The organism is Nocardioides marmoraquaticus (genome assembly GCF_054777915.1).
The window spans coordinates 20,908-34,792 of record NZ_BAAHAA010000011.1; the positions used below are offsets into that span (position 1 = coordinate 20,908).

The 13,885-nt window shown below is 72.3% G+C and carries 13 protein-coding genes; 2 read left to right on the forward strand and 11 right to left on the reverse strand.

What is annotated here, in order from left to right; translation table 11 throughout:
* Window positions 1-8: 8 nt before the first annotated feature.
* On the reverse strand, window positions 9-578 hold the full coding sequence (locus ACYU8I_RS10100; RefSeq protein WP_460840203.1) for a DUF6036 family nucleotidyltransferase: 570 nt from the start codon (window positions 576-578) through the stop codon (window positions 9-11).
* Window positions 578-1,078 (reverse strand): helix-turn-helix domain-containing protein, encoded by a 501-nt coding sequence (locus ACYU8I_RS10105; RefSeq protein ID WP_460840206.1) that lies wholly within the window; start codon window positions 1,076-1,078, stop codon window positions 578-580. Before ACYU8I_RS10105 ends, ACYU8I_RS10100 begins: the two co-directional genes overlap by 1 nt.
* A gap of 178 nt (window positions 1,079-1,256) precedes the next feature.
* Here ACYU8I_RS10105 and ACYU8I_RS10110 point away from each other — a divergent pair, with 178 nt between their 5' ends.
* The gene (locus tag ACYU8I_RS10110) at window positions 1,257-2,501 is read left to right on the forward strand and encodes an HNH endonuclease signature motif containing protein (protein WP_460840208.1); all 1,245 of its coding nucleotides are present in this window, start codon (window positions 1,257-1,259) and stop codon (window positions 2,499-2,501) included.
* 102 nt (window positions 2,502-2,603) lie between these two features.
* A complete protein-coding gene (locus ACYU8I_RS10115; RefSeq protein WP_460840210.1) occupies window positions 2,604-2,789 on the forward strand; it encodes a hypothetical protein in 186 nt (61 codons plus the stop codon).
* Here ACYU8I_RS10115 and ACYU8I_RS10120 read toward each other — a convergent pair.
* The 9 genes from ACYU8I_RS10120 to ACYU8I_RS10160 form a co-directional block, all read right to left on the reverse strand.
* Window positions 2,786-4,033: a D-arabinono-1,4-lactone oxidase gene (locus ACYU8I_RS10120; RefSeq protein ID WP_460840211.1), complete on the reverse strand. Its 1,248-nt coding sequence runs from the start codon at window positions 4,031-4,033 to the stop codon at window positions 2,786-2,788. The genes ACYU8I_RS10115 and ACYU8I_RS10120 overlap by 4 nt on opposite strands.
* A gap of 69 nt (window positions 4,034-4,102) precedes the next feature.
* Window positions 4,103-5,605, reverse strand: a complete 1,503-nt coding sequence (gene araA, locus ACYU8I_RS10125) for an L-arabinose isomerase (RefSeq protein ID WP_460840213.1) — start codon at window positions 5,603-5,605, stop codon at window positions 4,103-4,105.
* Window positions 5,602-6,300, reverse strand: a complete 699-nt coding sequence (locus ACYU8I_RS10130) for an L-ribulose-5-phosphate 4-epimerase (RefSeq protein WP_460840216.1) — start codon at window positions 6,298-6,300, stop codon at window positions 5,602-5,604. Before ACYU8I_RS10130 ends, araA begins: the two co-directional genes overlap by 4 nt.
* Window positions 6,297-7,973 carry a ribulokinase gene (gene araB, locus ACYU8I_RS10135; RefSeq protein ID WP_460840217.1) on the reverse strand — a complete coding sequence of 559 codons (1,677 nt, stop codon included), beginning with the start codon at window positions 7,971-7,973 and terminating at the stop codon, window positions 6,297-6,299. Before araB ends, ACYU8I_RS10130 begins: the two co-directional genes overlap by 4 nt.
* On the reverse strand, window positions 7,973-9,052 hold the full coding sequence (locus ACYU8I_RS10140) for a LacI family DNA-binding transcriptional regulator (protein WP_460840220.1): 1,080 nt from the start codon (window positions 9,050-9,052) through the stop codon (window positions 7,973-7,975). Before ACYU8I_RS10140 ends, araB begins: the two co-directional genes overlap by 1 nt.
* A complete protein-coding gene (locus ACYU8I_RS10145; RefSeq protein ID WP_460840222.1) occupies window positions 9,049-10,083 on the reverse strand; it encodes an ABC transporter permease subunit in 1,035 nt (344 codons plus the stop codon). Before ACYU8I_RS10145 ends, ACYU8I_RS10140 begins: the two co-directional genes overlap by 4 nt.
* Entirely contained in the window at window positions 10,080-11,177 is a 1,098-nt protein-coding gene (locus ACYU8I_RS10150) for an ABC transporter permease (RefSeq protein WP_460840224.1), read from the reverse strand. The genes ACYU8I_RS10145 and ACYU8I_RS10150 overlap by 4 nt, the downstream gene beginning before the upstream one ends.
* Complete coding sequence (locus ACYU8I_RS10155) at window positions 11,174-12,760, reverse strand: sugar ABC transporter ATP-binding protein (RefSeq protein WP_460840227.1); 1,587 nt, start codon at window positions 12,758-12,760, stop codon at window positions 11,174-11,176. The genes ACYU8I_RS10150 and ACYU8I_RS10155 overlap by 4 nt, the downstream gene beginning before the upstream one ends.
* 105 nt (window positions 12,761-12,865) lie before the next feature.
* Entirely contained in the window at window positions 12,866-13,879 is a 1,014-nt protein-coding gene (locus ACYU8I_RS10160) for an ABC transporter substrate-binding protein (protein WP_460840229.1), read from the reverse strand.
* Window positions 13,880-13,885: the final 6 nt, after the last annotated feature.

Here is a 13,885-nt window from a genome sequence, read left to right on the forward strand (position 1 = left end):
CTCGGTCTTCACGATCGGCTCCAGCTCTCGAGCCAGTCGCGGGCGAGCGTCACCGCGGCCGCATGAACCCCGTCGACCTGCTGCAGGCGACTGGTGAGCACCTCGGCCTCGACGAGTCCCGCGTCGAGAAGGGCGCGGACGAAGTTGCGGTCTTTCGTGCGATGCGCGCACATCTTGGCGACACAAAGGTCGTGCACGTCGAGGCACCATCCGGTGCAGCGCCGGCCCGTGCCGGGCGCCTCGGTCAGCGGACCATTCACCTCGACCAGGCGCTCACGCCAGGCCGCGGGCAGGATCGACGTGGAGAGGTCGACGCCGTCGATGCTGAAACCGTGCGTCTGCTCGAACTGGGACAGCTCACCGGCGACACCGTCGATGCGGTCGGCGAGGCGGGTCGTCTCCTCCGTGTCCGCGCCCATCGGCAGCACGTCGACCTCCATGGACATGGTCGCCAGCGGCGGCAGGTCGGTCTCGTCGTACGACCCGAGGATGGCCTGCGAGCCGACCACGATGACCTCGTCGTGGCCGATGATCTGACAGGCGGTCCGGATAGCGTGCTCGAGCTGGTCGCGCCGCATCAGCCGGCCACGGCCAGGGCGAGTCCGCGGTCGTGCTCGTCGAGGAGACCGGCGCAGGGTGAGACCTCACGCATCTCGATGCTGTGACGGTCGAGGCCCGTCAGGACGCGCCGGAGTGCCACAAGGTCGCGCTCCTCTATGACCGCACGCCAATGCTCCAGGTTGCTTCGATGGGGCTCGCCCCGGACCCCGGCGGTCAACCGGGCGAGGTTCGCCTTCAGGGTGGGAATCCACTGCTCGAGGATGGGGCCATCCAGGCGTACAGAGATCTCCCGGTGCAGCCGCCACGACCGGCTCTCCGACCGGGTCAACGCCGGACGCACCGGCTCACGGACGACGCGGAGCACGAACCCCGTGCACCCGAGGAGCCGCTCGAGCATCTCGTCGCTGGCCGTGCGCCGTCCAGACAGGATCTGGGCGATCGTCGATTGGTGCACCCCGCTGACGCGGGCGAGGGCCGTCTGCGTCATCCCTGCCTGCCGCAGCGCCGTGCGGAGCACCTCAGCAGGGTTCATGACCGATGTATAGCACTGTGTGCTATACACGTCGACCGTCTTCCTCGACTCGCGAGACGCCTCCTCGTCCGCCGCCGTTCACCGTGGCCCGTACCTGGCGGGTTCGACCACCCCGGATGCGAGGGTCTGGCTTTTCGAACACTTGTTCGATATCATCATTTGCATGACCGCGGCCCCCGACCTCGCCGAGCCGTTGCTCGCCGAGCTCGCGCTGCTCCACACCTGCCTCGACCGGCTGCTGCCACTCGCATCCTCGCCGAACGATCCGACAGCGGCGCTTCGCAGCATCGAGCGCTCGCAGCGGCGGCTGGACGCTGCGCGACTGCGGGTGATCGCTGCCGCCGAAGCGCAGCAGACCGCCGCCGCGGTCGGGCTGCCCAGCACCGGCGCCTGGGCTGCGCGCGAGACCCGCACGAGCGGCGCCGACGCCGCGCGCGAGACCCGGCTGGCCACCGACCTCGACCGCTCACCTGCCGGCCCTACCGCCACCGCCCTCGGGGAGGGTGACGTCTCGACAGCCCATGCCACTGTCATCACCCGCGCCCTCGACCGGCTCCCCACGCGACTGACCGACGCCGAGCGGCTGCGCTGCGAGTCCCGGCTCGTCGCCGAGGCGAGGCGCTGCAAGCCCGACCAGCTGCGGCGACTGGCGCGACGGGTCCTCGCGGAGGTGGAGCCCGACGAGGCCGTCGTCGACGCCGAGGAGGACGCGCAGGTCACCGAGGAGGAAGACCGCGCCTACGCCGCGACCTCGCTCAGCTTCCACGACAACGGCGACGGCACCGTGACCGGACGCTTCACGCTCCCCCAGCTGCAGGCCGCGATGCTCAAGAAGATGGTCGAGGCCATGGCCGCCCCGCGCCGCACCCGCGGCACTGAGCACACCAGCCCCGACCACGCGCGCGGCATCGCGCTCGCCACACTCGTCGAGCACCTCCCCACCGACCACCTCACCGGCGCCACCAGCGCCCAGGTCGTCGTCACGATGAGCATCGAGTCGCTCCGAGGCGCCCTCCGCGCCGCCGGCATCGACACCGACCAGCCGATATCGGCAGGCCAGGCCCGACGCCTGGCCTGCAACGCCTCACTGATGCCCGCCGTGCTTGACAAGACCCTCGGCGGGGCCTCCCGGGTGCTCGACCTCGGCCGCTCGTCCCGCCTGTTCAACGACACCCAGCGCACCGCCGTCGCCGTCACCCACCGCCACTGCGCCGCCGCCGGGTGCGACCGCCCCGTGGCCTGGTGCGAGCTCCACCACCGCACCGCCTGGTCGCACGGCGGGCGCACCGACCTCGCCGACGCCATCCCGCTCTGTCACTGGCACCACCGCCGCGTCCACGACCACCGCTACCGGCACGAGTGGCGCCCCGACGGGTCGGTGTCGTTCGTCATGAGGAGCCCGGCGTGAGTGCGGGCTGCGCGCCCGTCGCCGGGCCTCGCGGCTCGGGCCTGGCGGCCCTCGCGCCTCGACCAGCCCTGTACGCGCCCACGCCGTTGCTAGACAGGACGCGTGGGCAAGGGCAAGGCGAGGACGCCGAAGGTGAAGTGCTGCGTCGACAAGCCGCGGTGCAAGAGCTGCCCGATCCGGATGCTGAAGGACGGCACCCTGCCCGACGGCTACACGGTGCGAAAGCGCCGCCTCGTGACGCTCGACGGCACGCCCGTCACCAAGAAGCAGGCGAAGCGGGCCGCCTAGACCCGACCCAGCACCCGGTCGAGGAAGGCGTTGGCGAAGACCCGGTCGGGGTCGCGCTCGGCGACGAGGGCGGCGAAGTCGCCCAGGCGCGGGTACGCCGCCGCCAGCGTCGCGTGGTCGGCGACGAAGACCTTGCCCCAGTGCGGGCGCGCCCCCAGCGGGAGCAGGGCGGCCTCGACGTCGTGCAGGACCCGCTCGACGCGCTCGGGGTCGCGCTTCCAGGTGAAGTGGAGCGCCAGGCTGTCGCGCTCGCCCGACGGGCTGAGCCAGGCGGGGTCGGGCGCGATGCGGCGTACCTCGGCGACGAAGAGCGCCGGCGTGACCAGGCCGCTCAGGCCACGCAGGGCCTCGAGCGCGGCCACGCCCTCCGAGACCGGCACGAAGTACTCCGACTGGATCTCCTCGCCCTTGCTCGGCGTGAAGTCCTCGCGGAAGTGCGGCAGCCGCTGGTGCGACGGGCCGGGGTTGCCGAGCTGGTCGTTGACGCTGTCGGCGGCGGTGTCGGGCAGCGGGTGCAGCGTGCGGGTCGCGGCGAGACCACCCAGCGACGTGACGGCGTCGCGACCGGGGTCGTCGACGCGCTGCTTGACCCACACCTGGCCGACGGAGTCGCCGGCGTAGTCGGTGAAGAGGCTGACCGAGTATCCGCTGCTCAGCACGTCCTCGAGCACCGGCAGCAGCGCCTGCCACGGCACCTGCTCGTGCACCGTCTGCGCCACCTCGAAGGTCGGCACGACCTGCTGCGTCACGTGGGTGATGACGCCGAACGCGCCGAGCCCGACCACGACGGCGTCGAAGTCGGGGTCGCCGCGGCGTACGACGCGCAGCTCGCCGCCGGGGGCGACGTACTCCAGCGACGTCACCGAGGAGTGCAGGCCGGCGTTGGAAACACCGGAGCCGTGGGTGCCGGTCTGGATGGCGCCCGCGACCGAGATGTGCGGCAGCGAGGCGAGGTTGCGCAGCGCGAGCCCCTGCTCGTAGAGCGCGGTCGAGAGCTGGGCGTGGGTCAGGCCGGCCGACGAGCGCACCGTGCTCGCGTCGCGGTCGATCGAGACGTCCGCAGGCAGCCGGTCGACCCGCACCTGCGTGCCCTCGGTGTCGGCGACGAGCGAGAAGGAGTGCTTCGAGCCCAGCGCCTTGACCGACATCGACCTGGCGACCACCTCCTGCAGCTCCTCGACGCTGGTCGGCGCCACCACCTCGGCGGCGGCGTACGTCACGGTCTGCGACCAGTTGGTGTGCACGTCGCTATCCAACCTCGTGGGAGAAGGGATGGTCTCGACAGGCTCGACCGACGGGAGGTGGGGTTCGGACTACGCCAGGCCCTGGGCGAGGCGGTGGTAGGCGGCGTTCCAGCGCAGCTCGCGGCGCAGCGAGCGGGTCGTGGTGGTCTCGTCGATGACGACCAGCTCGGTGCGGGTCATCTCGGCGAAGTCCTCGACCACCTCGGTGTCGAGGGCGGTGGAGAGCACGGTGTGGTGGGGGGCGCCGGCCATCAGCCACGACTCGGCCGAGGTCGAGAGCGACGGGTGGGGCTCCCAGACGGCGCAGGCGACGGGCAGCTGCGGGAGCGCCTCGTCGGGCTCGACGACGTCGACGGTGTTGAGGGTCAGCCGGAAGCGGTCACCGGTGTCGGAGAGGCCGACCACGAGGCCGGGGCCGGGGTCGGCGGTGAAGCGGAGCCGCACCGGGTCCTCGCGCCCGCCGATGGACAGCGGGTGGATCTCCAGCGACGCCCGCGACGCGGTGAGCGACGGGCAGACCTCGAGCATGTGGGCGCCGAGGATCTTCTCCTCGCCAGGGACCAGGTGGTAGGTGTAGTCCTCCATGAACGACGTGCCCCCGGGCAGGCCACGGGCCATCGTCTTGGTGGCGCGCAGCAGCACCGAGGTCTTCCAGTCGCCCTCGCCGCCGAAGCCGTAGCCGTCGGCCATCAGCCGCTGCACCGCGAGGCCCGGCAGCTGCCGCAGCCCGCCGAGGTCCTCGAAGTTGGTGGTGAAGGCGCCGAAGCCGCCGTCGACGAGAAACGCGCGCAGGCCCAGCTCGATGCGGGCGCCGTAGCGCAACGACTCGTGACGATCGCCGCCCGGCAGCAGCTCGGGTGCGACGCGGTAGGTGTCGGCGTACTCCGTGCAGAGCTTGTCGACGGCGTCGTCGGAGACCTGGTCGACGACGGCGACGAGGTCGTTGACGCCGTAGGTGTTGACCGAGACGCCGAAGCGCAGCTGCGCCTCGACCTTGTCGCCCTCGGTGACGGCGACGTCGCGCATGTTGTCGCCGAAGCGGGCCAGCCGCAGCCGGCGCAGCTCGTGGCGGCCGAGGGCGGCGCGGGCCCAGGTGCCGACGCGGTGCTGCACGCCGGGCGAGTCGACGTGGCCGGCGACGGTCTTGCGGGCCACCCCGACGCGCGACTGCACGTGGCCGAACTCGCGGTCGCCGTGCGCGGCCTGGTTGAGGTTCATGAAGTCCATGTCGATGGTCGACCACGGCAGCGACATGCCGGCCTGGGTGTGCAGGTGCAGCAGCGGCTTGGCGAGCGCCTCGAGCCCGGCGATCCACATCTTGGCCGGCGAGAAGGTGTGCATCCACACCACGAGGCCGACGCAGTCGGGGTCGGCGTTGGCCTCGAGCACCTGGCGGTGGATGGCGACCGCGTCGAGCAGCACCGGCTTCCAGACCACGTCGACGGGCAGGTCGCCGGCGTCGAGCCGGGCCGCGATGTCGCGCGACTGCGTCGCGACCTGGTCGAGGGTCTCGGGGCCGTAGAGACCCTGGCTGCCGGTGAGGAACCAGACCTGCGGAGTACGGGTGCTCATGAGTCCTTCTTCTGTCCGTAGACGTTCTGGTAGCGGTCGAAGAGCGCGTCGACCGACCCCTGCGGGATCGCGACCGGCTCGCCGAGCTGGCGGGTCAGGTGGGTGGTGCGGGCGACGTCCTCGCACATGACGGCGGCCTTGACGGCCGAGCGGGCGTCCTTGCCGACGCTGAAGACGCCGTGGCTCTGCATCAGCACCGCGGGCGAGCGACTGCCGCGCAGGGTCTCGACGATGCCGCGGCCGATGGAGTCGTCGCCGATGATCGCGAACGGCCCCACCGGCACCGGCCCGCCGAACTCGTCGGCCGTCATCGTCAGCACGCACGGGATCGGCTCGGCGCGCGCCGCCCACGCCGTGGCGTACGGCGAGTGCGTGTGCACCACGCCGCCCACCGCGGGCAGGTGGCGGTAGACGTAGGCCTGCGCCTCGGTGTCGGACGACGGCGCGTGCTCGCCGTCGACCACCCGGCCGTCGAGGTCGCAGACCACCATCGACGCGGGCGTCAGGTCGTCGTAGGCCACCCCGCTCGGCTTGATGACCATGAGGTCGTGGCCGGGCACCCGGGCCGACACGTTGCCGGCCGTCCACACCACCAGGCCGTAGCGCGGCAGCTCGGCGTGCAGCGCGCACACCTGCGCCCGCAGCGACGCGACGAGCTCGTCACGGGTGCGCTCCGCGGAGACGACCGCGCTCATGCGAGCACCGGCTCCGGGGCCGCGGTCAGGGCCTCGTGCCGCAACGCCCGCAGCCGCCGCATCATGGCGTCGGCGCGACCGAAGTGGTCGTGGAGCGCGACGTACTCGGCGAACAGGCGGTCGTAGCGGTCGGCGGCCGCCTCGTCGGGCACGTACGCCGCCCGCTCGACGCGGCCGATCGCCGCCGCGGCGGCCGGGACGTCGGGGTAGGCACCCGCCGCGACCGCGGCGTGGATGGCCGAGCCGAGCGCCGGGCCCTGCTCGGAGCCGATCAACGACAGTGGCAGCCGCAGGACGTCGCAGCAGACCTGCATCAGCAGCCGGTTCTTCGCCAGGCCGCCGGCGACCACGAACTCGGTCACCGGCACCCCGGCGTCGCGGAAGGTCTCGACGATGACGCGGGTGCCGAAGGCGGTGGCCTCGAGCAGCGCGCGGTAGACGTCCTCGGGCCGGGTGGCCAGGGTCTGGCCGAGCACGAGCCCGGAGAGCTGGTGGTCGACCAGCACCGAGCGGTTGCCGGAGTGCCAGTCGAGCGCGACCAGGCCGTGCTCGCCGACCTGCTGGTCGGCGGCCAGCCGGGTGAGCAGCTCGTGGAGCGACTCGCCGCGGCTGGCGGCCTCGGCGGCGTACGACGCGGGCACGAAGTGCTCGACGAACCAGCCGAAGATGTCGCCGACGCCGCTCTGCCCCGCCTCGTAGCCGTAGGAGCCCTCGACGATGCCGCCGTCGACCACGCCGCACATGCCCGGCACCTCCCGGAGCACGTCGGCGCTCATCACGTGGCACGTCGAGGTGCCCATGATCGCGACCATCTGTCCCGGGCGGGTGGCCTGCGCGGCGGGGGCGGTGACGTGGGCGTCGACGTTGCCGACCGCGACCGCGATGCCCTCGAGCAGGCCGGTCCAGGCGGCGGCCTCGGCGGTCAGCCGACCGGCGCACTCCCCCAGCCGGCCGACGGGCTGCTCGAGCTTGTCGACCACGAAGTCGGCGAAGCCGGGGTTCAGGCCGGCGAGGAAGTCGCGCGACGGGTAGGACCCGCCCTGCAGGATCCCCTTGTAGCCGGCGCTGCAGGCGTTGCGCACGTAGCTGCCGCACAGCTGCCAGACGATCCAGTCGGCCGCCTCGACCCAGCGCTCGGTGCGGGCGTAGAGCTCGGGGTCCTCCTCGAGCAGCTGCAGGCCCTTCGCGAACTCCCACTCCGAGGAGATCAGCCCGCCGTAGCGCGCCAGCCACTCCTCGCCGCGCTCCTCGGCGAGCCGGTTGATGCGGTCGGCCTGCGGCTGCGCCGCGTGGTGCTTCCAGAGCTTGGTGTAGGCGTGCGGGCGGCCGGCGAGCCCGTCGAGCTCGTCCAACGGCGTGCCGTCGGCCAGCGTCGGCACCATGGTGCAGGCGGTGAAGTCGGTGGCGATGCCCACGACGTCGGCCGGGTCGACGCCCGCGGCCGCCAGCGCGGCCGGCACCGCCGAGCGCAGCACCTCGCGGTAGTCGTCGGGCACCTGCAGCGCCCAGTCGGGCGGCAGCGGCGTGCCGTCGGGCAGCGCCCGCTCCAGCACCGCGTGGGGGTACGGCGTCACGGCGGTGCCGAGCTCGGCACCGTCGCCGACGCGCACGACGAGGGCGCGGCCCGACAGGGTGCCGTAGTCGACGCCGACGACGTAGGTCTCGCGGGTCATCAGGAGTCCTTCCGAGAAGATAGCCGAGAAGAGGTGGGAGAGGCGGTGCTGCGTCGTACGACGAGCTCGGGGCGCAGCAGGCGCTCGAGCTGGTCGTCGGCGCCGCCGGCGACGGCGAGCTGGAGCACCTCGACCGCGAGCCGGCCGACGGCGGCGAAGTCCTGGCGCACCGTGGTCAGCGACGGGATGAGGTACGCCGCCTCGGGCAGGTCGTCGAACCCGACGACGCTCAGGTCGTCGGGCACGCGCACGCCGGCCTCGGCGAGCGCGTGCAGCAGGCCGATCGCCATGTGGTCGTTGGCCACGAACACCGCGGTGACACCGTCGGCCCCGGCGGCGGCGAGCGCGGCGAGCTCGAGGCCGGCGGCGTACCCGCTGCTCGCGGTCCAGTCACCCGCGAGCACGGGGCCGGGACGCAGCCCGGCGGCCTCGATGGCGTCGCGCCAGCCCGTGGTGCGCTCGCGGGCCTCGTTCCACACCGCGGGTCCGGCGACGTGGGCGACGTGGGTGTGGCCGAGGTCGAGGAGGTGCTGGACCGCGAGGACGGCCCCGGCGTGCTGGTCGACGCCGGCGGTCAGCCGGGAGCGCGACAGGTCGCCCTCGACGACGACGATGGGGACCCCGCCGGTGTCCTGCGTGCGGGCGACCTCGAGGGCGTCGTCGCTGGCGGCGTTGACGACGATCGCCTCGACGCCCTGGGCGCGCAGGTGGTCGACCGCCTCGGTCATCCCGGCGCGGGTGACCTCGGGCAGGTCGACCGCGCTGACGAAGTAGCCGGCCTCCCGCGCCGCGCTCTGCAGGCTCGACAGGATCCGCGACGGACCCCAGAACTCGCTCTTGGAGCCGATCACGCCGATGGTCGCCGAGCGGCGGGTCACCAGCGCGCGGGCGGCGACGTTGGGGCGGTAGCCCAGCTGCCGGATCGCCTCCTCCACCTTCGACCGGGTGGTGGGTCGCAGGTGAGGGGCCCCGTTGACGACCCGCGAGACGGTCTGCAGCGACACGCCCGCGAGCCGGGCGACGTCGGCCATGACCGGGGAGCGGGCGCCGGCTGCGGCGCCCGGTGACGTGGCCGTCACGACTCGCGCCGGGCGAGCAGTCGCTGGACCACGACGAAGACGAGCACCAGGGCGCCGATGACGATGCGCGTCCACCAGGAGTTGAGGTTCTCCAGGATGATGAACTGGTTGATGGTGCCGAGCACCAGCACGCCCAGCACCGAGCCGACGACGAGTCCGCGACCGCCGGTCAGCAGGGTGCCGCCGATGACCACCGCGGCGATGGCGTCGAGCTCGGCGCCGACCGCGCTGAGGCTGTTGCCGGCCGGCGTGTAGAGCGCGAAGAGCAGGCCTGCGACACCGGCGCACAGGCCGCTGATGGCGTAGACGCCGACCTTCGCGGCCGCGACCTTGAGGCCCATCAGCAGCGCCGAGCCCTCGTTGCCACCGATGGCGTAGACGGTGCGGCCGAAGCGGGTGCACCCGAGCACCCAGATCGCGACGGCCACCACCACGAGCGCGACGACCACCGACCAGCGGATCGAGTAGGTGCCCCAGAGCACCAGCGGCTCGTAGGAGAAGTCGAGGAAGCCGCGGTCGGAGATCGGGATCGGGACGTCGCTGATCATGAAGCTGATGCCCCGGGCGAGGAACAGGCCCGCCAGCGTCGCGATGAAGGGCTGGATGTCGAGGTAGTGGATCAGCAACCCCATCAGGGTGCCGAGCAGCGTGGCGACGACGAGCACCGTCGCGACGGCCAGCCACACCGACTGGCCGCCCTCGAGCATGCGGGCCAGGACCATCGTCGACAGCGCCACCGTGGACCCGACCGACAGGTCGATGCCGCCGGTGAGGATCACGAACGTCATCCCGACCGCGAGCACGATGAGGAAGGCGTTGTTGATGAGCAGGTTGAACAGGGTCTGCGGCTGCAGGAAGTTGTCGTAGCGCGTGCCGCCGACGCCGAACATCGAGACCAGCAGCACGACCGTGACGATCACCGGCGTGTAGCGGCCGGGGGGCGAGTAGGTGCGGATCCGGTCCCAGGTGCTCGGCCCGGTGGGCTCGCCCTGGGGGGTCTGGGGCACGAGGGCCGGGTCGACGACGCTCATCGGGTGGCTGCCTTCCGGGCGAGGGGGACCTGCCGGCGCACCCGCAGCGCCGCTCGGGCGCGGGGCGACTGCAGCAGGCAGACGGCGATGACGACGAGCGCCTTGACGAGGTAGTTGGCCTCCGACGGGATGCCGATCGCGGGGATGGTGCGGCTCAGGGTGGCGATCAGCAGCGCGCCGAGCAGGGTGCCGGTCAGCGAGAAGCGGCCGCCCGCGAGCGACGTGCCGCCGATGACGACGGCGAGGATCGCGTCGAGCTCGATCCACAGGCCGAGGTTGTTGGAGTTGACCGAGTTGGTGTTGGCGGCGATGACGAGCCCGGCGACGCCGGCGCACAGGCCGGAGAAGACGTAGACCGTCCAGATGATGGTGCGCGAGCGCACCCCCGCCAGACGGCTGGCCTCGGGGTTGATGCCGACCGCCTCGATGAGCATGCCGAGCGCCGTGCGCCGCACCAGCAGCGTGGTGGCGACGTAGAGGCCGAAGGCGATCACGAAGGCCACCGGCAGGCTCAGCACGTAGCCGTTGATGGCGCTGAAGGTGTCGTTGTTGACGGTGGTGATCTGGCCGTCGCTGACCAGCATCGCGATGCCGCGCCCGGCGACCAGCAGCACCAGGGTGGCGATGATCGGCTGGATGCCCAGGACGCTGACCAGGAAGCCGTTCCACAGCCCGAGCAGGACCGCGACGGCGAGCGCCATCGACATGCCGAGCACCGCGGCGGAGGCGGCGCCCTCGTCGGCGCTGCCCACGACCTGCACCGCGGCGATCGAGGCCGAGATGGCGGCGACGGCGCCGACCGAGAGGTCGATGCCGCGGGTGGCGATGACGAGGGTCAGGCCGATCGCGACCATGAGCACCGGCGAGCCGTTGCGCACGATGTCGGGCAGGGCGCCGTACAGGTTGCCGTCCTGCAGCCGGATCGCGAAGAAGTTGTCGGACAGCAGGCCGGTGACCGCCAGCAGCACGGCCAGCGACAGCGCCGGCCACACGAGCTGGCTCGACAGCACCCGCCGCAGCGGGCCGTCTGCGCGCTCGGTCGCGACGACGGGCGCCTGCGTGGTCTCGGGGACGTCGATGGTGGGGGTGCTCACGACTCGGCCTCCGGGCCCTCGGCGCGGGCCTCGCCCGCGATGATCTCCAGGACGTCGCCGACCTCGAGCCCGGCGTTGGCGCGCTCGTCGATCTTGCGGCGGTCGCGCATCACGACGAGGCGGTCGGCGAGGCGCAGCACCTCCTCGAGCTCGGCGGAGATGAAGACCACGCCCATGCCCCGGGCCGCCAGGTCGGCGACCAGCGCCTGGATCTGGGCCTTGGCGCCGATGTCGATGCCGCGGGTGGGCTCGTCGAGGATCAGCAGGTCGGGGTCGGTCAGCAGCCAGCGGGCGAGCAGCACCTTCTGCTGGTTGCCGCCCGAGAGGTTGCGCATCAGGGCGTGGGGGTCGGCGGGCCGGATGTCGAGCGCCTCCATGAAGCGCTGCACCAGCTCGGTGCGCTGGGCCTTGGGCACCGGTCGCAGCCAGCCGCGCGAGGCCTGCAGCGCGAGCAGCATGTTGTCGGCGACGGTCAGGTCGGCGATGACGCCCTCGGCCTTGCGGTCCTCGGAGGAGAAGGCGATCTTGCGGTCGATCGCGTGGCGGGGGCTGCGCAGCCGGCGACGCTCGGAGCGCACCTGCACCTCGCCGGTGTCGCTGGTGTCGGCGCCGAAGAGCAGCCGCGCCAGCTCGGTGCGGCCCGACCCCAGCAGGCCGGCCACACCGATCACCTCTCCCTCGTGGACCGTGAGGTCGGTGGCCTCGAGGGTGCCCTTGCGCCCCAGGCCGATCGCCTGCAGCACCGGTTCCCGGGCCGCCTCGGTCGTGCTCCCCTCCGACTCGAGCCGCTCGAGCACCGCGAGGTCGCGGCCGATCATCAGCTCGATGAGCTGCAGCCGCGGGGTGTCGGCGACCAGGCGCTCCTCGATGAGCCGGCCGTTGCGCAGGATCGTCATGCGGTCGGAGATCTCGTAGATCTGGTCGAGGAAGTGCGAGACGAAGACGATGGCCGTGCCGTCGTCGCGCAGCCGGCGCATCAGCGCGAAGAGACGCTCGACCTCGTCGGCGTCGAGGCTCGAGGTCGGCTCGTCGAGCACGAGCACCCGCGCGTCGACGTCGACGGCGCGGGCGATGGCGACCAGCTGCTGCACCGCGATCGGGTGCTTCCCCAGGGTCGAGCGGGGGTCGATGTCGAGGCCGAGCCGGTCGAGGGTGGCCTGGGCGCGTCGCCGCATCTCGCGGGTGCGGATCGAGCCGAGCCTCCGGGGCTCGCGACCGAGCATCATGTTCTCGGCGACGCTGAGGTTCGGCACCAGGTTGACCTCCTGGTAGACCGTGCTGATGCCGGCGTCCTGGGCCGCGCCCGGCGTGCCGAAGGCGACCTCCTCGCCGCCGACGAGCACGGTGCCGGAGTCGATGCTGTAGACGCCGGTGAGCGCCTTGATCAGCGTGGACTTGCCGGCGCCGTTCTCCCCCATCAGGGCGTGGACCTCGCCGGGCAGGATCCGCAGCGACACCCGGTCGAGGGCTCGCACGGCGCCGAAGGTGATCGAGATGTCGCGCATCTCGACCACCGGTACGGCGTCCGGTCGGCGCTCGGCGGGCACCGGGCGGGACGCGTCGCGCACGTCGGTCCTGGTCATCGGTCCTCCTGTCGGGGCCACGGTGGGTGCCGGGGTGGTGGCGGGCCGTGGGTCCGCCCGGCCCGTCCGACGGTGCGGACGGGCCGGGCGGCGTACGGGGGTGCGTCAGTACTGCCGGTCGGGCAGGACCTCGGCGGCCTGCTCGGAGGTGAAGGTGGTCTCCTCCGTCACGACGCGGGGCTCGACCTCCTCGCCGGCCACGACCTGCTCGGCGAGGTCCATCAGCTGGGGACCGAGCAGCGGGTTGCACTCGACGATGAAGTTGATCTTGCCGTCGGCCAGGGCCTGCATGCCGTCCTTGACGGCGTCGACGGTGATGATCTTGATGTCCTCGCCGGGGGTCAGGCCGGCCGCCTCGATGGCCTCGATCGCGCCCAGGCCCATGTCGTCGTTGTGGGCGTAGAGGACGTCGATGCCGTCGGGGTCGTTCTGCAGGAACGCCTCCATCGTGGCCCGGCCGCCGTCGCGGGTGAAGTCACCGGTCTGCGACTGGGTGACCTCGATGCTGTCGTCGGTCTTGATGACCTCGCCGAAGCCCTCCTTGCGGTCGATCGCCGGGGCGGCGCCGGTGGTGCCCTCGAGCTCGACGACGTTGATGGTGCCGTCGCCGTTGCCGTCGGCGTCCGCGGCGTTGTCGACCAGCCACTGGCCGGCCTTCTGGCCCTCCTCGACGAAGTCGGAGCCGAGGAAGGTCTTGTAAAGGCTGGTGTCCTCCACGTCGACCGCGCGGTCGGTCAGGATGACCGGGATGTTGGCCGACTTGGCCTCCTGCAGCACGCCCTCGTAACCGGTCTCGACGACCGGGCTGAAGGCGATGACGTCGACCTGCTGCTGGATGTAGGAGCGGATGGCCTCGATCTGGGCCTCCTGCTGGCCCTGCGCGTCGGAGAACTTCAGCTCGACGCCGGCCTCCTTGGCGGAGTCCTGGATCGACTTCGTGTTGGCGGTGCGCCAGCCGCTCTCGGCACCGACCTGGGCGAAGCCCATGACGATGTCGCCGCCGCCGCTGCCGCTGCTGCCGCCCGAGGCGTCGGAGTCGCCCGAGCCACCTCCGCAGGCGCTGAGCGAGACGGCTCCGAGGGTGATCGCGCACGTGGCGACCCATGTCTTCCTGAGCACTGGTGT

Bases quoted from the DNA above. Each gene is read 5' to 3' on its own strand.
- ACYU8I_RS10155 (WP_460840227.1), bottom strand. From the start codon at position 12,760: ATGACCAGGACCGACGTGCGCGACGCGTCCCGCCCGGTGCCCGCCGAG.
- ACYU8I_RS10145 (WP_460840222.1), bottom strand. From the start codon at position 10,083: ATGAGCGTCGTCGACCCGGCCCTCGTGCCCCAGACCCCCCAGGGCGAG.
- araB (WP_460840217.1), bottom strand. From the start codon at position 7,973: ATGACCCGCGAGACCTACGTCGTCGGCGTCGACTACGGCACCCTGTCG.
- ACYU8I_RS10100 (WP_460840203.1), bottom strand. From the start codon at position 578: ATGCGGCGCGACCAGCTCGAGCACGCTATCCGGACCGCCTGTCAGATC.
- ACYU8I_RS10130 (WP_460840216.1), bottom strand. From the start codon at position 6,300: ATGAGCGCGGTCGTCTCCGCGGAGCGCACCCGTGACGAGCTCGTCGCG.
- araA (WP_460840213.1), bottom strand. From the start codon at position 5,605: ATGAGCACCCGTACTCCGCAGGTCTGGTTCCTCACCGGCAGCCAGGGT.
- ACYU8I_RS10110 (WP_460840208.1), top strand. From the start codon at position 1,257: ATGACCGCGGCCCCCGACCTCGCCGAGCCGTTGCTCGCCGAGCTCGCG.